A 20783-nucleotide genomic window follows, 5' to 3' on the forward strand; every position below is an offset into this window, starting at 1 on the left:
GGAGGACTACTGGCAAAAACGTATGCAAATTATCGGCAACGTCGTTATCGGCGTTGGAAACTACAAGTGTGTTTCACAAAATTTGGGACAATAACAACATTTGCCCTCTTGACATCGGGTGAAAAGTTTGGTATAATAGTTATAGGAGAACCGAATAACCTGTTGTTTGAGCTTCCTGCTGCTGAAAAGAGAATGAAAACAGGGTATGGCGTTCCGGCTGGAAGAAGTTATAGGAGAACTGAAATGAATATCGTGGAGACTCCGTCCAAAAAGGATCAGGTGCGCAACTACCTGATCCAGGAGCTGAACAGCGGAAAATATCCGCCCGGCTCGATGTTTCTGTCGGAGAATATGCTGTTCCGTGAGCTCGGCATCTGCAAGAATACGGTGCGCGAAGCACTCTCCTCGCTGGTCAGCGAAGGATTGCTCGAACGGGTGCGCGGCAAGGGCACGTTCGTGCTGGAACCGCGCCCGCATATCGTGGAAAGCACCTCGGCCGGAGTGGTTCATTTCATCTGCGCCAACCCCTGGAGGACCGGGGAAAGCGATCCTTTCATCAGCGGGCTTGTGCAGGGGCTGCATGCGGCGCTCGACCCGTTCCGCTGGCGGATCTGCCTCGATTTCGCGGACTTCACGGAACATTCGCACGAAGATATGAAGACGATCATCAGTACGATTCATCCCGGCGAGTGCGCCGTGTTGGCGGGCTTCAATTTTTCCGCGGAGCTGACCGGAATGCTGCGCGAGGCGAATATCCGTTTCCTGACCGTCGGGCAGGCGGAGGATGAGTCGGTTCCCTGTGTGGATACCGACTATGTTTCGGGAACCTACGATGCCGTCTGCGACCTGATCGGGCGCGGCCATACCCGGATCGCGCTGGTCGACCGCCGCGGCCCGCACTTCCCCTCCTGCGAGAAGCGGCGGCGGGGGTATATCAAAGCACTCGGCGAACACGGCATTATCCCTGACGCCCGGCTGATGGCGCAGTATTCAAACCTGACGCCCGCCGAGGGGGAAAAAGTGTGGAAGGAGCTTGAGGAGTATGCGACGGGCTTTACCGCGGTGCTGATTTACGGCGACGTGCCGGTTCTCGGCTTCGTGAAGAGCGCGCTGGCGGCGGGCCGGAAAATACCGGAGGGGTTGTCGGTCGTGGCATTCTGCGATCCGCCGCTGCTGGTCGCGGATCACGTGATCACCCGGATCGTCCCGTCGCTGATCGAGCTCGGCAAGGCCGCCGGAAATCTGATCCGCGAACCGAATGGAACTTTCCCGCGTACCATTGCCTGCCGCCGGCTCGAAGGCAATACGGTTGCCGGGATCGGAGAATAGGAACAGGATGTTACAGCGAAAGGAGCAAAATGAAACATCGTTTTACATTGATCGAATTGTTGATTGTTATTGCGATAATAGCAATTCTCGCTTCCATGCTTCTGCCGGTGCTGGGACAGGCGCGCGAAGCCGCCCGAAAAACCGCCTGCGGCGCGAACCAGAAGCAGGTCGGGCTCGCGCTTCAGCATTACCAGGGGGATTTTGACGCTTATATCCCGGCTTACTGGACATCCGGGTACCAGCCGTCGGAGTGGTGGTTCTGGCAGATGTCGATGTTGAACTATATCCCGGAATTGCAGGAGGGAAAGCCCGGCATCATGACCTGCGCGACCAACGCGATGTCCGCTCCCCGGCCGGAACTGCTGGTCACCACCTATTGCCGCGTCGGCAACGGCTGGTACTGGTGGCCGGGAGAGTGGCGCAGCACGGACGGCTTCTGTAAAATCAGCCGCCTGCCGCATCCTTCGCGCCAGATCCTGCTGATGGAGGGCTCTTTTCTGGAAGGCGGCACCGGCGCCCCCCGCGACGGCGCGTCGATCAATTCATGGGGATTGAAGCACTCCGGCCAGGGGGCGTTCGCGCACAAGGGGACGATGAATTGTCTGTACGCCGACGGTCATGTCGCTTCCCACAGCTTCGGTGAATTCGACGAATATGATGAACGGATGAACCATCCGGACTCCCATTGAGCAACCTGTAACGCTGTGAGGTTCTGATGAAATTTCTGTTGTTGTTCTGCTTTTTGTGTTCGCTGGCGGCGGGCGGGGTTGACTTCCTGCGGCTGAAGCCGGATTTTTCCCGCTCCGACTGGCGCGAACTGCTGATTCCATCCGGGGCGGGTGAGCCGTCGGTCCGGGGTAACGCACTGGAACTGCCCCCCGGCAGCCTGCTGGCCACACAGCGTTTTCCGCTGGTGAAGGGGGAGATCAAAATCAAGGCCGGGGTTTCCGGGGCCGTGAAGCTGAAACTGGCGTTCTACCGCGCCGGCAGCAGGCTCGGAGAGCTGCCGGTGGCGGCCGTGGCCTCCGTTCCGGCCTCCCGCGCTCCGGCGAACAGTGAGGAGTTCCGGCTGGAAGTCGCCGCGCCCGGCCCCGGGAACGGGCGGCTTTCCGCACTGGAATTGCGGCTGGCGGTCGATGGCGCGCCGCTGACCGGCGACCCGTTTTTCCGGAACGCGCTCGGCCGCGATCACTGGCTGATCCGCGGAAACGGCCGGGACTGGGACAATCTGAGCTACGGAGGCCCGGACAGCGGAGTCCGGATCGAATCCGCCGCCGGTCCGGCCGGAGGCAACATCCTGGCGGTTACCGATACCGGGACGGTAAATTCGGCGACTTTTCCGTATGCGGGCGAGAGGCTCCTGATCGGCGCGTGGCTGAAGCAGGAGAACCTGCGAAGGGATGCGAATGCTCCCGCCTGGGCTTATGCGACGGTTCAGGCGGTGCTGTTCGACCGCACCGGCAGGGAGATCGGCCACTGCGATCTGACGCCGCTGGCGCCGGGCGATACGCCGTGGAAATTTTACTGGCTCGAAGTGGAGCCGGGCAGCTGGTCGCGGCAGGTCGACAGCTTCGGGCTTTACATCCGGGTGTTCGACGGGGCGCACGGCACGCTGAAAACCGGCATGGCGGTCGCGATCCGGCAGGAAGATGGGAGTAAAAGCCGCCGCTCCTACAACGCCGCGCAGGGGACGGTCCGAATCGACGCGGCCCGGCCGGGAAAGCTCTTCACGCCCTTATGGCAGGCGGCGGATATGTCCTATGCGGTCGACACCTATCACCCGTCGATGCGTTACGCGCTGGCGGAGCTTCGCCGGGCCGGAGTGCGCCAGTTGCGGCTGCGGGAGTTCATGCAGGGGCTGCGCATTGTGAAAAATCTCGCGCCGGACGGCAGCTTTGAACTGGATTTCACCAATGCGGACCGGGCGCTCGACTATGTGGTCCGGGAACTGGGATTTGACCTGACCGTGACCGTCGAAAGTTCGCCGAACCAGCTTTCCGTGAAACCGGATCCCGGCGATCCCTATGCGAACTCCCATCCTCCCCGGGACAATCGGGTGTGGGGCAATATCGTGAAGGCCGCGGTCAACCACTGGATCGACCGGTACGGCCGCGATGCCGTGGCGCGCTGGAGTTTCGAGTGCTGGAACGAACCGAATTCCTCCGCTTTCTTCAAGGGGACGGATGCGCAGTTCACCGACCTGTTCCAAGCCTATCTGGAGGCGCTGACCGAAGTGGAGGCCGAGAGGAACATTCAACTGAACATCGGCACGATGAGCGCGTTTGAGGCGACGTCATGGTTCTTCAATCTCTTTGAAAGGGCACGCTCGACGGGAAAGCTGGACCGGATCGATTTCATCTCCTTCCACCTCTACGCCGGCTTCATCGGCTCGCTGGAGAGCTTTACGCGGAACATCGCCCGGATGCGCCGGATCGCGGCCGAGTTTCCGCCGATGGACAAGCGGCCTCTGTACCTGACCGAATACAACGCCAATACGATGAACGATGTGAAGCTCGACACGGGGGCCAATGCGGCATTCGCGGTCAAGGTCGCGCGCCTCTTTCTGGACGGCGGCATCGAACGGGCATATTTCTTCTGTGTGTGCGATCACCTTTATCTGTACAGCGGGCGGCACTTCGAGGGTGGACTCGGCCTTTTCACCGCCAGTGGAATTCCGAAGCCGGCTTTCAACGCGGTGGCGTTGCTGAACCGCCTTACCGGAAACAGGCGGTTGCCGGTGAGTTCCTCCAACGATCCGTTCGACGCGGTCGCCGGAGTCGATGAAAACGGCGCGGTCCGGGTGCTGCTGACCACCTTCGATGAGCTGCAGCCTGAAGCGGCTGCTGCGGCCAGGGTCCGGTTGGAACTCGACTGGACCGGACGTTCCCGGAATATCGCTCCACTGCTGATCCGTGTTGACAGCGCCCATGCGAACTCTCACGCGGCTTACCAGAAGGCCGGTTCTCCGACGATTGCGGCGCATCCTGATGTGACGCCGTTCCGCCGGGCGAACGAGATGAAACCGGAACCGGTAAAGAAGTTCCGCTTCGCCGGGAACAAGCTGCTGATCGATCTGGAGCCGGAACTGAACTCCGTGACTTGCGTGGAAATCGCTCCTCCGGAAAGCCGATGACAAAGATTATTAATGCCATGTGCAAGTTTCTTGAACATGGCATTTATTACTATTGAGTCTGCCGGTAGTACTTGCCCATACCATTTCCTTTCTTCCTCTCCTCCTTTACCCGGAATAAAATCGGTGTTTTTAGCCTGCCGGTTTTGCTAAATACGGAAAAGAGTGGTATTGTATAGAAACCCGGTATAAGGAATTTTATGAAATCATTCACTCTGTTTTTTTCGTTCGCTGCACTGGCTGCGGCGCTGCTCTTCGGTTGCGCGCCTTCGCCGGTCGGTTCGTACCAGTCGGCGGCGACGTATGACCGGGTGCTTTTCAGCGACACGGCGAAGGAGGCATTCCGCTTTCAGGGGCCGGAGCGCAATCCGGTGGTGGTGATTCACGGTTTCCTCGGGGCGAAACTGGGAAATGCGAAAAGCTGTGAGATGGTGTGGGGAAAGTTTTCCGCGCGTCCCCCGGCGGCGGCTGAATTGCAGCAGCTCGCACACCCGATGATTCTGGGCCGCCCGCTGCGGGAGATTCCGACGGCTCTGGTACCGCTTTCGATTCTGGATGAGGCGGATGTGGAGGTCGGGATGTTCAATTTCACTTTTCCCGGCTACCGGACCGCGATCGACCAGCTCGTGAAAGCCGGCTATGTCGACGCGAATAAACCGCTGCCGAAAGACCGGAAGTACGCGGATCTGTTCAGTTTCGCCTATGACTGGCGCCGCGACCTGCCGGAAACGGCGGAGCGTCTGCACCGGTTCCTGTTGAAGAAACGGGAGGAATTGCAGAAGATTTATGAGCGTGAATACGGACTGAAGGATTACGATGTCCAGTTCGATATCGTCGCTCACAGCATGGGCGGGCTGGTGGCGCGTTACTACCTGATGTACGGCGACCGGGACCTGCCGGAAGACCCGGCGAAGGTGCCGGTTCCGGATTGGAGCGGCGCGAAACTGGTGGACAAGGTGATCGTGGCGGGGACGCCGAACGACGGCTATCTCGACACGCTGACCGAAATGGTCGAGGGGCTGAAAATGGTGGCCGGCGCGCCGGTCTATCCCTCGGGAATCATCTCGACGTTTCCCTCCTATTACCAGATGCTGCCGGGTGCCGGGGGGGGCGAGGCGGTGGTGAAGGGCGATGATTCCGGCAAGACGCTGGACCTTTTCGATTACGGAGTCTGGGTGATGTTCCGCTGGGGACTGGCGAATCCGGCGGCGGATGCGCAGCTGAAGCTGCTGCTGCCCGGCTTCTACACGGCCGCGGAGCGGCGGGTGGTCGCGCTGGATCATCTGAAGAAATGCCTGGCCCGCGCCCGGCAGTTCCGGGCGGCGCTGGCGGTGCCTTCGCGTCCGCCGGACGATGTGATGCTTTTCCTGTTCGCCGGGGATGCGGTGGAGACCGCCTACCGGGTTGAAGTTGATCCGCGTTCCGGTAAATTGACCCCGGCCGGATTCAGCGCCGGGGACGGCAAGGTGCTGGCGACCAGCGCCCGGTTCGACCGGACGCGCCGGGGAGCGGGGCTGCCGTTTTCCCAGTCGCCGATCTACTGGCAGGGGGTTGACCATGTCGCGGCGGCGCACATGGGGCTTTTTTCAAGCAATGACTTCTGGCGCAATGTGCGGTACTACCTGCTGCAGTTCCCGACGGTTGCGCAGCGGGAGCGGTATCAACTCAACCGATAGGTTTTTCATGGATAAGATTTTTATTTGCGACCTGCGGATCAATCCGATCATCGGGCTTTATCCGGGGGAACGGATTCACCGGCAGGGGCTGCTGGTCAACGTGGAGATCGGGCTTGACCTGCAGATGGCTTCCCGGAGCGATGACCTTTCTCACACTGTCAATTACGCCGAGATCGAGGAACGGATCGTCGTGCTGGCCGATGCGTCGGAATTTCTGCTGATCGAGCGGCTGGCCGGAGCGATCGGCGCGCTGGTGTTGGAATATACCCGGGTTCAGACGGTGAAAGTCAGGATCGAGAAACCCCGCGCCGCCCGCCATGCCCGCGCCATCGCCGTGGAATTGAATTTTACCCGCTAACTTGAGGAAGAAGAATATGGAGCAGGATGTGAAAACGGAATGGATGGAAATTTCCCCTGAAGAGTTCCGGTGTGACGCCTTTCAGGTCTGGGGTGACAACTGGTTGGCGCTTGCCGCTGGCGATTTTGAAGAGAAGCGTTTCAACGCGATGACCGTCGGCTGGGGCTTTTTCGGCACGATGTGGGCGGCTCCGGCGGTGATGGTGGTGGTGCGCCCGCAGCGGTATACGCTGGAGTTTCTGGATGAGTATTCGAGCTTCACCCTGAGCGCGTTCGCGCCGGAGCACCGCGAAAAGCTCGCTTTCATCGGCAAACACTCCGGGCGCGGGATGCCGGACAAGCTGGCGCAGGCGGGGCTGACCCCGTGCGCCGCGAAGCAGGTTGCCGCCCCCGCGTTCCGCGAGGCGGAACTGGTGCTGGAGTGCCGCAAAACTTACCGGGGCCAGTTCACCGGCAAGGAGTTTCTGGAAAAGTCGCTGGTCAGCCGGATGTACCCGGAACGGGATTTCCACGTGTTCCTGCTGGGCGAAGTGGTCCGGATCGCGGGTGTTTCCAAATACGTGAAACCGTGAGGAAAGGGGGCGCGGAACCATGCAGGACAACCTGACTCCGATGATGCGCCAGTACCGCGAGGCGAAGGATTCGATTCCGCCCGATGCGGTGCTGCTGTTCCGGATGGGCGACTTTTACGAGGAATTTTTTGAGGACGCCGAGGTCGTGAGTTCGACGCTGGAGCTGACGCTGACCAAGCGGCAGGGGGTGCCGATGTGCGGCTTTCCGCACCATGCGCTGGATACCTATTTGCCCCGGCTGGTTGCCGCCGGCGTGAAGGTCGCGGTCGCCGAGCAGATGGAAGACCCCAAATTCGCGCAGGGCATCGTGAAACGGCAGGTCACCCGGGTGATCACGCCGGGAACCATCATGGACAACGCGCTGCTGAATCCCTCCTGCAACAACTTTCTGGTGTCGCTGGCGGCGGCGAAGGAGAAGCGCGCGCTGGCCTGCCTCGACATCAGCACCGGCGAGTTCCGCGTGACCGAGATTTCCGACGGCCATAAGCTCTGCACCGAATTGAACCGGCTCGGCGCGCGCGAGTGTGTGATTTCGCACCGGCTGGCCGCCGAGCTGCGCGAAACCGACGGTTTCCCGGAGACCCGCAACAAAATTCTGTGGACGGAGCTGGACAACGACGACTTCGATTTCTCCCGCGCCGAGGAGTTTCTGAAAGAACACTTCAAAGTCGCGACGCTGGACGGCTTCGGCTGCCGGAACCTGCCGCTGGCGGTCTCCGCTGCCGGAGCCGTGCTGCGCTACGCGACGGAAAACCTGCGGCAGGACGCGAAGCATATCCTGAAACTTGAGGTGTATTCGGTCGATCATTCTCTTGAACTCGATTCGATTTCACAGCGCAACCTTGAGCTGGTCGAAACCATGTTCGGCGGCGGCAAGTCCGGTTCACTGCTCGGCGTGCTGGACCATACCGTGACCCCGATGGGGGGGCGCCGGCTGCGCAACTGGGTGCTGCGTCCGCTGTGCGAGCACGACGCGATCGTGGCCCGGCTCGATGCGGTCGAACAGCTGAAGCTCGATCCGCTGACGCTGGCCGAACTGCGCGAAACCATCGGCGTGGTCCGCGATCTGGAGCGGATCGTCGGGCGGCTGAACATCGGCAGCGCGAATCCGCGCGACTTCCAGACGCTGGCGGTGTCGCTCGGCGTGCTGCCGGGGGTGAAAACGCTGCTGGAGGTGTTCGATGCGCCGCTGCTGGAGCAGTTGAACAACCGGCTGGAGCTTTTCCCGGAGCTGTCGGAGAAGATCAGCCAGGCGATCGCGGATGAGCCGCCCGCATTGCTCTCCGACGGCGGCGTGATCCGCCCCGGTTATTCGCAGCAGCTTGACGAACTTCGTGCCGCCGCGACCGACGGCAAGGGATGGCTCTCCCAGATCCAGCAGCGCGAACAGGAACGCACCGGCATCAAGTCGTTGAAGGTGAAGTTCAATTCGGTATTCGGCTACTATATCGAGGTCAGCAAAGCCAATCTCGCCTCCGTGCCGGAGGATTACATCCGCAAGCAGACCCTCGTGAACGCCGAGCGGTTCATCACCCCGGAACTGAAAGAGCTGGAAAGCAAAATCCTCGGCTCCGAGGAAAAGGCCCGCGCGCTCGAATACCAGCTTTTTCAGGAACTGCGCGAATTCGCGCTCGGTTTCACGGGCGGCATCCAGAACGCCGCCAACGCGCTCGCCGACGTCGACGCATTGCTGAGCCTGGCCGAATGCGCCCGGCTTCACCACTACAACCGGCCCGGCATTTTCGAGGACGACCGGCTGATCATCAAGGGCGGGCGGCACCCGGTGCTCGACGCCGCGATGACCGGCAGCGAGAAATTCGTGCCGAACGACTGTCTGCTCGACGGCGACCGCAACCGCATGATGCTGATCACCGGCCCGAACATGGCCGGTAAATCCACCTATATCCGGCAGACCGCACTGCTGGTGGTGATGGCGCAGATGGGTTCGTTCATTCCGGCGGATTCCGCCGAAGTCGGCCTCGTCGACCGCATCTTCACGCGCGTCGGCGCGGCGGATGACCTCGCGCGCGGCCAGAGTACCTTTATGGTCGAGATGGTCGAAACCGCCAATATCCTGAACCACGTGACTCCGAAAAGTCTGGTGATCCTCGATGAAATCGGACGCGGCACCAGCACTTTCGACGGACTTTCGATCGCATGGGCGGTGGCGGAATTTCTGCACGACGATCCGGGCTGCCGCTGCCGTACCCAGTTCGCGACCCACTACCACGAGCTGACCGAACTCGCCCAGACCCGGCGTGGCGTGAACAACTACAACGTCGCGGTCAAAGAGTACGGCGACCAGATCATCTTCCTGCGCCAGATCATTCCCGGCGCGACCGACCGCAGCTACGGTATTCACGTCGCGAAGCTCGCGGGCATTCCGACGCCGGTGATCGAACGGGCCAACGTGATCCTCGAACTGCTGGAAAAAGCCGCCGACGCTCCGCGTGACGCGATCGCTTCGCTGCCGCGCAACACGGTGAAGGCCCGCCGCAAAAAAGGCAGAGAGGATGAATCCGACGATATGATCCAGCTCCGGCTGCTGTAATCGGCGAGGGGGATGCCTCCGGCGGCCGGGGGCGCTTCGCCCCCCGGTCCCCCCGACCGGCAAGGTGCCGGCGCCGGGTACGGTTTCGAGTTTTTTGCTGCGCAAAAATCTCAAAACCGGGGTATTACGAATGGGTTGGAATCGTCTATGGGCGATATACGCCACCGGGTGCAGTCCGGGCGGGGCTGAACGGTCGGCTTCGGTAATCAGGTGAAGCGCCTTGCCGCCGCGAATGCGGCGTGGTTTTCCCGGCAGACGCCGGTATTGATATTGAGAGAAAGAAAAGCGGATACGGAAATGTACGAGGATACCGGATTTGTGATGGTGGCGGGCGGTTCGGCGCGCCGGTTCGGCGGCGGCAACAAGCTGCTGCTGGAGGCGGGCGGCCTGCCGGTGTTCCTGCACGGAGTGCGGGAGTTCGCCGGAGCGATGCCGGGTCGTTTTGTGATTGTGACGCCGGCGGATCAGGGAGAGCTCTTCCGTTCGCTGGCGGAGAAATACTGCCCGGAAGCCCGGATTTTGTGGACGACCGGCGGAGCCGTCCGCAGCGATTCGGTGCGGGCCGGGCTGGCGATGCTGCCGGATGGGGTGAAGTTCGTGGCGATTCACGACGCCGCCCGCCCGCTGGCGACCCGGGAACTGCTGGCGAAGGTATTGGAGCGGGCGCGGGAGATCGGCGGCGCGATTCCGGGAAAGCCGGTCACCGACACCCTGAAACGGACCGATGGAGAGGGTGTGATTTCCGAAACGGTGGACCGCGCCGACCTGTGGCGGGTGGAAACTCCGCAGGTGTTCGACGCGGCGAAGCTGAAGCAGGCCTATGAAGCGGCGGCCGGGCGGGAGTTCACCGACGACGCCGGGGTGATGGCGGCGGCGGGTTTCGACACGGCGGTCGTGTTCAATCCCGCCGAAAACCTGAAAATCACCTATGCCGGGGATGCGGCGATTCTCGTCCGGCTGCTGGAGGAACAGGGCCGATGAAGCTGGCGCGGGCGGCACATCTGGCGCTGGGACGGCGGGGTGAGGCCGCCGCGTGCCGGCTGCTTGAAGCCAAGGGGTTCGATATCCTGGCCCGGAACTGGCGGGTGAAGGCGGGAGAGCTGGACATCGTGGCGCGCGACGGGGCGAGCGTGGTGTTCGTCGAAGTCAAGACGCTGCACCGGAAAGGATTCTTCCGGCCTCTGGACAATCTTTCCGCTCATCAGAAAAAGCGGAATTTCCATGCGGCGCAGTTGTATTTGCGCATGATCGGCGGTACGGGATTGCCAGTGCGCTTCGATCTCGTGGAGGTGGTGGCTTCGCGCTGGCGGCTCCGGGAGATCCGCCACCACCACGACTATCTGCCGCGCCTGAACTGGAAGGAAATGCCGGGATGAAGGAGCTGTTTTTCCGTTTTGCGGCCTGGTTCAATTTGTTTCCCTGCCCGCTGTGCAGGACGGGGGACGGCGGCGGGCGCAACCGGATCTGTCCGGAGTGTCGCAAAGAGTTCCGGGTGTTCGAAGAGCCGTTCTGCCCGGGCTGCGGCGGCACGCTGGACGGACTGATGGCGGTCTGCGGCAAATGCCTGGCCGAGGAGAAGCGCCCGTGGGTCGGGGCGCGGACGCTGTTCGAATACCGGGGAGCGGCCCGGCGGATGCTGCATGAGTTCAAATTCGGGGGGCGCCCGGAATTGGCGAGGCCACTGGGGGAACTGGCGGCGGAAGCATTGCAGGGGGCGAAATTCTCCCCGGAACTGGTCGTGCCGGTTCCGCTGCATCCACTGCGGCTCTATGGGCGCGGCTACAATCAGGCCGGGCTTTTCGCCGAGGTTGCGGCAAGGACACTGCATGCGAAATACTGCGATGCATTGAGCCGGGCGAAGCGGACGAGGAAGCAATCGAGCCTGAACAAGGAGGCGCGCCGCCGCAATCCGGCCGGGGCGTTCCGGGTTCGCACCCCGGAAGCAATCCGCGGGAAACGGATCCTGCTGGTGGACGATGTATTCACGACCGGGGCGACGCTGGCCGCCGCAGCGAAAACGCTGCTGGCGGCGGGTTCCGGGCCGGTGTTCATCCTGACGGCGGCCCGGACTCCGGCCTACCGCCGGTGAAAATTCCGCAAACTTGCTTCAGCCGCTTGATATTGCCGTAAGCCGGTGATATATTTTAAAACATTCTTTTCGGGCGATTAGCTCAGTTGGTTAGAGCGTTTGCTTTACACGCAAAATGTCGGGGGTTCGAGTCCCTCATCGCCCACCATCCTTCGCTCGATGAAGTCGAGCTACGGATGGCAAGCCCTCCTTTTTGCGAGCGAAAGCGAGTGAAAAGGATGAGCGCAGACAGGAGTACCCGCAGGGGAAGGATGTCCTCCATAGCGCGTAGCGCGTCGGAGGACCGGCAAGCCCTCCTTTTCGTGAGTGAAAGCGAGAAAAAGGATGAGCGCAGACAGGAGTACCCGCAGGGGAAGGATGTCCTCCATAGCGCGTAGCGCGTCGGAGGACCGGCAAGCCCTCCTTTTCGTGAGCGAAAGCGAGAAAAAGGATGAGCGCAGACAGGAGTACCCGCAGGGGAAGGATGTCCTCCATAGCGCGTAGCGCGTCGGAGGGCCGGCAAGCCATTCTTTTCTGCGAGCCAGGCGAAATTATCTCAATCCGGCAGCGGTCACGCTTTCGCAAAGCGTCACTTTCTGTTCAAGTCGTTGATAGATTCATTATAAAGCTCGAACCGGCTTTGTGAAAGTTCAAGATTCTTGCCATGAGTATGTTTATATTGGGCTACTGGTTTATTATCAATAAGTTAAGCTGGTCTTATCACCTTGGGGGATTCGCATCTTTCGGTTTCAATATAGTTTGAAGGTTCTGATTTCAAAGGGGTGAAAAGAGATGGTGGTCAGGCCTGCCTCCGGGAGAATTTCCCGGCCATCTTCCCATTCCAGCAGCGAAGTCTCCACAAGCCGGTATGACGTTCGGATGACCGCCTGCGAGTAACGGCCGCTCCGCTCGATAAGGCGCATTACCAGGCAGGAACCCTGTTGGGCCTTCTTCAGGGCACTCAACTCCACATGCTCTGATTCGATTGCAACCGGCAACTGCGGAGTTCCGCTCCGGCCGTCGAAGCGGAATGGGGGCCGATTCAGCTGTTGCGCTTCCAGGCGGACGGCCGAGGATACCGCATCTCCCGGATGCGGCAGAAAACTGTAAGTGAAGCACTGCTCTCCGCGGTCCGCTTCCCAGTCCGGGAACTTCGGGGCGCGCAGCAGGGCGAGATCAATCGTATTTCCCTGCAGTCTGCAACCGTACTTGCAGTCATTCAGCAGGGCCGCTCCGAAGTCGGGTTCAGAAAGGTCCGCGTACTTGTGAATTGCGACTTCAAAGCGTGCCCTGTCCCAGCTGGTGTTGGTGTGCGTTGGACGCCGGATGAAGCCGAAGGGAATGTCGGCGGTGCTTTCCGCCGCCTGAACCGTTACCGGGAAGGCGACGCGCAGCAGCTTTCTCGCCTCACGCCAGTCGACGGTGGTCACGAAGTCGAGACGGCGGGAAGATGTTCCGAGAATCACACGCTGAACAATGGTGGAACAACCGATTTTCAAATGAAATTCGGCTGTGTCGCGCACACTCCCGCGTGTGATGCGGCAGGGAGCTTCGGCGCGCACCTTCGCGCAGGGGCGGTTCCGGTAGGAATCGTCGATATTCCACGCTTCATAAACGGCGGGGCGGTCGACGTAAAGGGTGAAGGCGTTGCCGCAGGCACCGGAGGGGATGAATTCCCGCTGCAATTCCTTGTCGAACGCGGAAATCAGCTGGCCGCAGGAATCGAAGCGGTAACGGATGAATTGGTTTTCCAAAACGGGTGACTTCTCTTCTTCCGCCCGGAGGTGTTCTGCCCGGCCGATCCGCCGGAGTGTGACGAAACCCAGCGGCGGGACGGTGAGCGCCGCAGCGTACCGCCTGTTTCCTTCCCGCTGGACGGGTACGCGGACTCCGTCCCCGGCCAGGCCCGCTCCGTCCCAGTCCGCCGGGAGTTCGACCGAACCGCGGAATTCCGTGTTCAGGGAGTTGAAAAACGTCACGCATTCCGTGTCGGGCTTCAGGAGCCGGGCTGCGGCTTCCATCCGCAATCGCATCAGGGTGGCGCGGGCATCGGCGTACTCTTTTTCGGTATTCTCATACACGTCGCGAATGGAAGAACCGGGCAGAATATCATGAAATTGATTGAGCAGGATGATCTTCCAGACCCGGTCCAATTCTCCGGCCGGATATTGATCCGGAGGCAACGCGCTCCACAATATCTCGGTCGCGGCGATTTGCTCTTCCAGCTTCCGGTTGCTCCTCTTGGCGCGGGCCTGACTGGTCAGGGTGCCGCGATGGTTTTCCAGATAGAGTTCGCCACTCCAGGAAGGCAGCGAGTCGGCGCACCGGCTCAGACGTTCAAAGAACGCATCGGCCCGCCCGAAGCGGAACTTCGGCGTCCCCTCCAGATTTTTCAGCCGGAGCGCCCTTTCCAGATACTCCTCCTTGGGGCCGCCTCCGCCGTCTCCGATCCCGAAGAGGCTCAGGAACTCATCGGTCACCGTGTTTTCGTTGAACCGGTTTTCCGCCGGAATCAGCTCGGAAGGCCTGACGAAGGCGATATAGCTGTCTTCCGGCAGGAAATGGGTCAGAAGTTCGCTTCCGTCGATGCCGCGCCAATGGAAGGCGTGATAGGGGAAACGGTTGGTTTGGTTCCAGGACATTTTCTGGCACACGAAATTCGGGCATCCGGCGAGGCGGGCGATCTGCGGCAGAGAAGCCGGACAGCCGAATATATCCGGCAGCCACAGGTTCTTCACTTCGATTCCGAACTCATCCCGGAAGAAATTCTTGCCGTAGAGAAACTGGCGGACCAGCGATTCGCCGCCCGACAGATTGCAGTCGGCTTCAATCCACATTCCTCCGAGCAGTTCCCAGCGGCCGGAGCGCACGGACTGCCGCACTTTTTCATAAAGTGCCGGGTAGTGCTCCCGGACAAAGAGGTAGTGCAGCGGCGACGAGGCGCCGAATACGTAATCCGGATATTTTTCCAGCAGGTCGATCTGGTTGGCGAAGGTCCGGCCGCATTTGCGGACCGTCTCCCGGACCGGCCACATGAAGCCGGTATCGATATGTGCGTGTCCCAATCCGGTTACGGTCATCGAGCTCGAACACGCCGGACGCGCCAGTTCCGGAGCCAGCTCGGCCCGCGCCCTGGCCGCGTTTCCCGGCTCCTCCGCAAAGATGTCCGCAGCGCGGCTGACGGCGGCCAGGATCAGATCGCTGCGGCGGGAGCGGGCCGGCAAAACCTTCAGCAGGTCCAGCAGAATCTCCAGATCAAGCGACAATTGCCAGAGTTCGTGGTTGAAACAGCCGATCCGCATTGTCGCGGCAACGGCTCTGAACCGGCCGTAAGGGTTCTGTTCTCCCAATTCCGGGTCACTGTCGGGAAGCAGCCCGTGAACGACGTTGCCCGCGGCCTCCACCAGGAATTCGGCCTGTCGCCCGGCGGGACAATCGGGAAGACGGTAAATCTCCTTGCGGAAATCCGGGCCGAGCAGCGAGCCCGCGCTGAAGGCGAACTGCGGCACGCCGTCCCGGTCGAACAACAGGGCTTCTCCGCCCAGATTCAGGCGGAGCGCCAGTTGCCGTCCGGTCCAATCGGCCGGAATTTCCGCATGAAGGCGGAACCAGCCGGATTCCCATGCTCCCCCCCAGCTTTCCCCCTCGGAAATCGGCCGGTATTTTCCTGCCGCCGCCAGTTGAAACGGCACCGGTTCAACGGAATGAAACACCTCCGCCTTCAGCGGGATGGTTTCACCCAGCAGATGGCGCGATACGCGTTCGTGGAATTTAACGGCATACGCGTATTTGCAATCGTACTCTTTTGGCTGCATGTTCGGCAACTCCATATTATGGTTGGATTGTTCGGCGGCCGCCGGAACCGGGATGGCCCGGCGGTCAGCGCGTCAGAATGAATTCCGCATATCCGTAGAGGTTATGGCCGTCATAGAGAAGCGGATACGGCGAGGTTTTCACCGGCGGGCTGCCGGATTCTCCGTTCCAGTCGCACCGGACCAGCGCAAGGCGGACCCGGTTCCCGGGGACGGCTTCGCGTTTTTCCCAGAGTCCGGCGAGCTTGTTCCAGGGAATGGAGCAGGTCACGAAATAACCGTCCGGGGTCAGTCCCGCGGCGGCGGTGAATTCCGGTCCGCGCCGGTCGATGCCGTAATGGACGATTCCCTCTTCGGTCCGCAGGTGGTATATGGAACGTTTCCCGCCATGCGGCGTGACCAGATATTCCGCATAGAGCATCAGCGGGATATCCGGCCATAGGAAAAGCTCAATGCAATCCCCTTCCCAGAGCTGTTTGCGCGATGAAACCGGGGCGGGATCGACGCATTCGACCCGGACTTCCAGTGTTTCCGGAGTCCAGCCCAGGAACCATCGCGTTCCGCCTGCTCCCGCCGTTTGTCCCAGTGGAAACGCCCGGTCAAACTTCAAAGCGTGCGTCCACTCTCCGGCGGAAATCCGCGGCAGATTATAGCGGGGCGGCTTCAGGCGCCAGTTCAAACCGCTCCGGATGTCGCATAACAGGGCTTTCACGCTCCTTTCCGCCTCCGCCTCCGGTATGCGCGGAATATCGGTGCCGAGCCACGAACGGATCGCCCTGCCGGTTTCCCGGTCGCGGATGATTTTATCCGTTGCGAATTGGGCAGGCGTTCCCTTGCCGGTGCGGTAGGCTTCCTCCAGCAGCTTTGCCCTGCCGTCGGAGGCGCAGCCGGCTGACAGGAGAATCCCGCAGGCGGCGAGCGGTACGTATCGCTTCATCTGACTTGCCCTGTGAGTGTCGCGCCGCCTTTGATCCGGAATGTGCGGAGCTGGTAGGGCGCCAGTTCCAGCCGCAGCGGCGAGGGCAGTTTCCGTCCCGAAGCGGTATCTTCCGCCGCCGTGGCGTCGAAACGCAGTTCGGCGCAGGCGGGGCGATCGTCGGTGTTGACCGCGTAAAACCAGGTGTCCCCCTGAAAGGAGAGCGTCCGGAGCTTCACGGTTTCCGAATTCAGCGGCTGCTCGCGGAACGGCAGGGCCGGAAGAGACCGGAACGCCCGGCTGAAGGCGGCCAGGGCGGTGTCCATGCCGTAGGTGCCGATCAGGTATCCTCCTTTGGAGACATTCATGTAATCGGCGTAGCGCAACGGCAGCACATAGTGCTTCATCGCATGAAATCCGGCCGGATTCAGCGTCGAGGCGCGCCACGGTTTCTCATTGAGCCACGAAGCCTTCAGCCGGTTGGGCTTGTCACTCCAGTGGTTCTGGAACGTCGAACCGATCGCGGATTCCCAATAGCGGTCGTGCATGTGAAGCCAGGAGCGTCCGGGATTCATCATGAAATTGTAACACTCCCGGGTGTCGAAGAACTCGCGGAGCCGTTTCCGCCGCTCCGGGGACATCTTCCGGTCGGAGTAAAAACGGTGGTCGGCGGGGAAAACCGTTTGGCCCGTGATGATCCGCGTTCCGGAGAAGCAGTGCAGGTCCAACCCCATTTCCGCCAGCTGTTTTTGCGCGAAATCCCGATCGGTGTAATTCGCGTTCCCGTACAGGTTGCCTCCCTCCATCGGCAGGAGCACCAGCCGCAGGTCGGGGCGGGCCTGGCGGACCATTGAATCAACTTTCCTGTAGAACGCGGCGAGTTTCCCGCAGCGCCAGCGGATCCAGCTCTGCCGGGCATTCTTTAAAATCCATTCCGCGTACAGCTTTCCCCGCGTGGGGGCCTCGCGGTTGACGGGGACGGCGATCCCGGTATCACGGGAAAAGGCTTCCACTGCGTAATCGTTGTAACCGGCTTCGAGACTTCCGAAGGAGTGCAGCGAATGCAGCGACAGGTGCATCACGATTCCCTTGAATGAGGGATGCTTCGTTCCGGTCTCCAGAATTCGCCGCAGGTCGGCGAAAAACTCCGCCTGAACCGCCGGATGCAGGATGTTATAGTTGGGCGGCGTGCCGTGCCACCCGGTATTGGGCCGTCCGGAAGCGAGGATGGAAAACGGCGAGGAAAGCAGGCTGCCGTCACTTTGCTGTTCCGCCGGAACCGATTTTACCGGACAGGCCTTGAGGTTGTGCTGGTTGACGGTTCCCATGAACTGCAACCCGGCCCGGTCGAATTTCTCAAGGAAGCCGTCCAGGAATGTGTCCGCGTGCATCCGGGGATTGTATTCGCCGTCGATGTATCCCTGATACCAGACGAGAGGATAGGCCAGCATATTCTGGCCGCTGTATTTCATATAGGCGACCAGCTTGTCGAGCATATTCTCGAAGCCGGGCATCCGCGAGGCCGCCGTTTCGAAGGCGCTGTTGACTGCCGGGTCCTCGAAATAGAGGACCACATTCCGGGTCTGTCCGTTCACGGCGGGGGCCGGGCGGTCCGGCGATATCGGGAGCTTGCCGTCTTTCGGTTCATATATCCGGATTTCTCCGGCCGCGGCGGGGAGCCCTTCCCGGGCGGTCATGAAAATGGCGGTTACATCGTCCGACAGCGCGAAGAACACATTGCGCTGCGTCAGCATTTTGCCGGTGTTGCGGTATTCGTCGCCGCTGCAATAGCCGACGTTGAAGGTTGCAAGGTGCGAGGCGGAATTCTGGACGATCACGTCGCAGGTACGCACTGCGTCATCCGGGTAATCGAATTCCAGAAAATAGATCGCGGGAGCCTTGGGGAGGCGCAGCCGGACGGCGAAACGGTCGCCGCGTTCTTTGCCCGCTTCCAGATAGGGCTTGCCGTCGCAGCGCTTGCGCACCGTTTCGCCGATCGATGCGAAGCGGCTGTCGCCCAGATCGGGATCCGGCAGGATGCGGAGGATTTCTTGGGGGGCCTCCTGAGTTTCGGTCAGGAAAGGATTCTCCCGGCGGAATGCGAACAGGGGCTCTTCTTCGGTCATTCCCCCGGCTGTGACGCGCAACGTATAGGTTTCGCCGGCAGTGCTTTTCCGGCTGGAGGTTTCGGAGAGGTGGAGCTTTTCGCCTTGGCGGAGCCTGTCCGGGGACTCCCCTGAGGCTGCGGTTTCTCCTGCCGAATTCAGAATTTGCCACTTCACCTGGGAAAGCGGGGCGCGGGCGGTCAATTCACAATCGGCGACGAGCGGAGCGTCCGGCGAAAAGTAGCGTTTCCGCACTTCCAGATCAAACGTCAGGCGCCTGTCGCTTTCGCGCCGGATCTCTTCGGGTGATAATTCGTAAGAGAAGATTTTCACCTCGTCGATCAGCCCGTCCGCCTGCTGCCTGCCGTGATGGTTGCCGATGAAGAGACTTTTGAGCGGCACACGGTCGAACTGCGGAACCTGCGGCCGCCTGACCAGCGGCGAATGTTCGTCGCCGGGACTCGCAAGGCTCTTTGCGTTCATATAAATTTTTTGCCCGTGCTCCTCATCCCACGTCATGCACAGATGGTTCCAGTTGCGGTTCCGGATCGGGGAAAAGGAGAACACGTAACGGTCCTTTTTATCCGAGAGGTCGCCGCGCAGGAAACCGCCGTACGCCCAGAACCAGATCGCGCCGGAACCGGCCCGGGGATCGGGCTGTTCCGTCATGACCAGTTGCCGCCACTCGTCCGCCGGGCTGGCGAAATCGACCGGACAGTCCCATTCCGGCTTGAACCAGAGTGAGATGGTACCGCGCTCCGGACGCATGTTGTTTGCCAGCGCGAATTCCAGCGCGCCTCGGTTCCGGTGGTTGATCCGCAGGGCCTTGCCGAACAGTCCGTCCGCGAATTCCAGGCGTTCCGCCCGTACCGGCCGGCCGTCGCCTTTGGCGTAATCGGCCCCGGCCCCGTTGTCGAAGGTGTGGTGGAACAGGAGTTCCCGCGGCCCCCGCGAGGAGCTTTTCTGCAGGAATGCGGCCCGGGAGAGGAAAAATTCTCCGGCGTATGGAATATCGATCTGCAAGTACACTTTCCGCGCTCCCGGCGGAAACGAAACCGTCAGGCCGGCTGTCTGCGGCTCCCCGGTCAGGTCGATATCCTTTCTGAACCAGAGATGCTTGTTGTTCTGATCGTAACTTTCGAGAAAAAGGGAAGCCTTCCGCCCCTTTTCCCCTTGAAACCGCGCGGAGAACTCATAGCGGGGAGCGGGATATTCCAGCAGGGGAAGCCCGGTGAAGACAAGGCTGACCTTTTGCGCCCCCTCCCGGAACGCCTTCGAACTGTCGATGCGCAACATTTTCCGGGCGGTTCCGCTTCGAACCGCATTCGCCGGGATGCCGGCGGGAACTGTGCGGATCAGGATGCCGGAAGCGGTGTCTTTCCCCGAACCATCCGGGAACGAATGTTGAAAGATGATCTTTTCCGGAAATTCCCGCGCCGGTTCCTCCGCCGGTAAAATTCCCGTACCGGAAAACCACGCAAGCGCGACGATGACTGTAACATGCCGGAGATTCATGAGGACCCTCGTAAGGAGTTATGGTTATGGTTGCTGTTTCGGTTGCGGACAGGTGTTCCGGATATTCACTGATTGTCGTGTCCCCAGAGATCATTGCGGTTGTCGATGATGGCCTCGCGCCTGTCCCAGGTCGCGGAACCGTCCACTTTCGCCATATTGGCCCCGCCGTTGTGTCTGCCGGACAGGTTGGCCGCATGGCCGGCGAATTCCACCAGACAGGCGATTTCCCAGTTGTTGCGGCCGGTGCCGCCGCGCGCATCGACGAACATCTGAATCTGGGAGGGGCGGCGGAAGCCGGAGATCTTTCTGGGTTTCGGCGAATAGGCATTGGCGGGGCTGGTGGCGAACACATGCGACAGATTGGCGGCGAAAGAGCCGTGCTGATGCGTGCCCAGCGAATCCGCCGTCACATCAGGGCAATAGAAAGGCGTTTTCATGGTTTTCAGCAGTTCTTCGGCGGAGGAGGAAGCACCGAGCTCCACATTGAAAACCGTCCGGGCGAGGGTCGGCTGAAGAAAAGGCGCCTGATAATTGCCGTAGTAGAGCGGAGGCAGGTTTCCATCCGAAGAATCCGCATAGATCGCGACGGCCTGCCCGATCTGCTTGAGGTTTCCCAGACACCGGGTCTGTCGGGCCCGCGTCCGGGCCTTGTTCAGGGCAGGCAGCAGCATCGCCGCCAGTATCGCTATGATTGCTATTACGATAAGCAATTCTATCAATGTAAACAGACGGCGTTTGTGTGACATTTTCCA

General features: G+C 61.0%; 14 protein-coding genes and 1 tRNA gene. 11 read left to right on the top strand and 4 right to left on the bottom strand.

The annotated features are described in order from the left end of the window. The first annotated feature begins 243 nt into the window (after window positions 1-243). The 11 genes from C8D82_RS13135 (at window position 244) to C8D82_RS13185 (ending at window position 11852) form a co-directional block, all read left to right on the top strand. A complete protein-coding gene (locus C8D82_RS13135) occupies window positions 244-1329 on the top strand; it encodes a GntR family transcriptional regulator (RefSeq protein WP_187144093.1) in 1086 nt (361 codons plus the stop codon). A 29-nt stretch (window positions 1330-1358) separates the two neighbouring features. Beyond that, the gene (locus tag C8D82_RS13140; RefSeq protein WP_116884750.1) at window positions 1359-2018 is read left to right on the top strand and encodes a DUF1559 family PulG-like putative transporter; all 660 of its coding nucleotides are present in this window, start codon (window positions 1359-1361) and stop codon (window positions 2016-2018) included. Window positions 2019-2044: 26 nt separating this feature from the next. Then, a complete protein-coding gene (locus C8D82_RS13145) occupies window positions 2045-4462 on the top strand; it encodes a GH39 family glycosyl hydrolase (protein WP_116884751.1) in 2418 nt (805 codons plus the stop codon). Window positions 4463-4659: 197 nt separating this feature from the next. Continuing rightward, window positions 4660-6135 (top strand): esterase/lipase family protein, encoded by a 1476-nt coding sequence (locus C8D82_RS13150; protein WP_116884752.1) that lies wholly within the window; start codon window positions 4660-4662, stop codon window positions 6133-6135. Window positions 6136-6142: 7 nt separating this feature from the next. Continuing rightward, window positions 6143-6493 carry a dihydroneopterin aldolase gene (gene folB / locus C8D82_RS13155; RefSeq protein ID WP_165833068.1) on the top strand — a complete coding sequence of 117 codons (351 nt, stop codon included), beginning with the start codon at window positions 6143-6145 and terminating at the stop codon, window positions 6491-6493. Window positions 6494-6509: 16 nt separating this feature from the next. Continuing rightward, complete coding sequence (locus C8D82_RS13160; protein WP_116884754.1) at window positions 6510-7064, top strand: flavin reductase family protein; 555 nt, start codon at window positions 6510-6512, stop codon at window positions 7062-7064. Between the two features lie 19 nt (window positions 7065-7083). Further along, the gene (mutS, locus tag C8D82_RS13165) at window positions 7084-9615 is read left to right on the top strand and encodes a DNA mismatch repair protein MutS (protein WP_116884755.1); all 2532 of its coding nucleotides are present in this window, start codon (window positions 7084-7086) and stop codon (window positions 9613-9615) included. Between the two features lie 297 nt (window positions 9616-9912). Continuing rightward, window positions 9913-10596: a 2-C-methyl-D-erythritol 4-phosphate cytidylyltransferase gene (ispD, locus tag C8D82_RS13170; protein WP_116884756.1), complete on the top strand. Its 684-nt coding sequence runs from the start codon at window positions 9913-9915 to the stop codon at window positions 10594-10596. Next, window positions 10593-10991, top strand: coding sequence for a YraN family protein (locus tag C8D82_RS13175; protein WP_116884757.1), 399 nt, complete (start codon window positions 10593-10595; stop codon window positions 10989-10991). Before ispD ends, C8D82_RS13175 begins: the two co-directional genes overlap by 4 nt. After that, window positions 10988-11704 (top strand): ComF family protein, encoded by a 717-nt coding sequence (locus C8D82_RS13180; RefSeq protein ID WP_116884758.1) that lies wholly within the window; start codon window positions 10988-10990, stop codon window positions 11702-11704. The genes C8D82_RS13175 and C8D82_RS13180 overlap by 4 nt, the downstream gene beginning before the upstream one ends. Before the next feature lie 71 nt (window positions 11705-11775). Beyond that, a tRNA-Val gene (locus C8D82_RS13185) sits at window positions 11776-11852 on the top strand. A gap of 580 nt (window positions 11853-12432) precedes the next feature. Here C8D82_RS13185 and C8D82_RS13190 read toward each other — a convergent pair. From C8D82_RS13190 to C8D82_RS13205, 4 genes are all read right to left on the bottom strand, one after another. Next, window positions 12433-15498 (bottom strand): alpha-mannosidase, encoded by a 3066-nt coding sequence (locus tag C8D82_RS13190; protein ID WP_165833069.1) that lies wholly within the window; start codon window positions 15496-15498, stop codon window positions 12433-12435. A 64-nt stretch (window positions 15499-15562) separates the two neighbouring features. Further along, window positions 15563-16432: a DOMON domain-containing protein gene (locus C8D82_RS13195; RefSeq protein WP_116884760.1), complete on the bottom strand. Its 870-nt coding sequence runs from the start codon at window positions 16430-16432 to the stop codon at window positions 15563-15565. Beyond that, window positions 16429-20031 carry a LamG domain-containing protein gene (locus C8D82_RS13200; protein ID WP_116884761.1) on the bottom strand — a complete coding sequence of 1201 codons (3603 nt, stop codon included), beginning with the start codon at window positions 20029-20031 and terminating at the stop codon, window positions 16429-16431. The genes C8D82_RS13195 and C8D82_RS13200 overlap by 4 nt, the downstream gene beginning before the upstream one ends. A 65-nt stretch (window positions 20032-20096) precedes the next feature. Beyond that, the gene (locus tag C8D82_RS13205; RefSeq protein WP_116884817.1) at window positions 20097-20777 is read right to left on the bottom strand and encodes a type II secretion system protein; all 681 of its coding nucleotides are present in this window, start codon (window positions 20775-20777) and stop codon (window positions 20097-20099) included. Between the last annotated feature and the right edge of the window lie 6 nt (window positions 20778-20783).

The organism is Victivallis vadensis (genome assembly GCF_003096415.1).
Lineage (GTDB): Bacteria > Verrucomicrobiota > Lentisphaeria > Victivallales > Victivallaceae > Victivallis > Victivallis vadensis.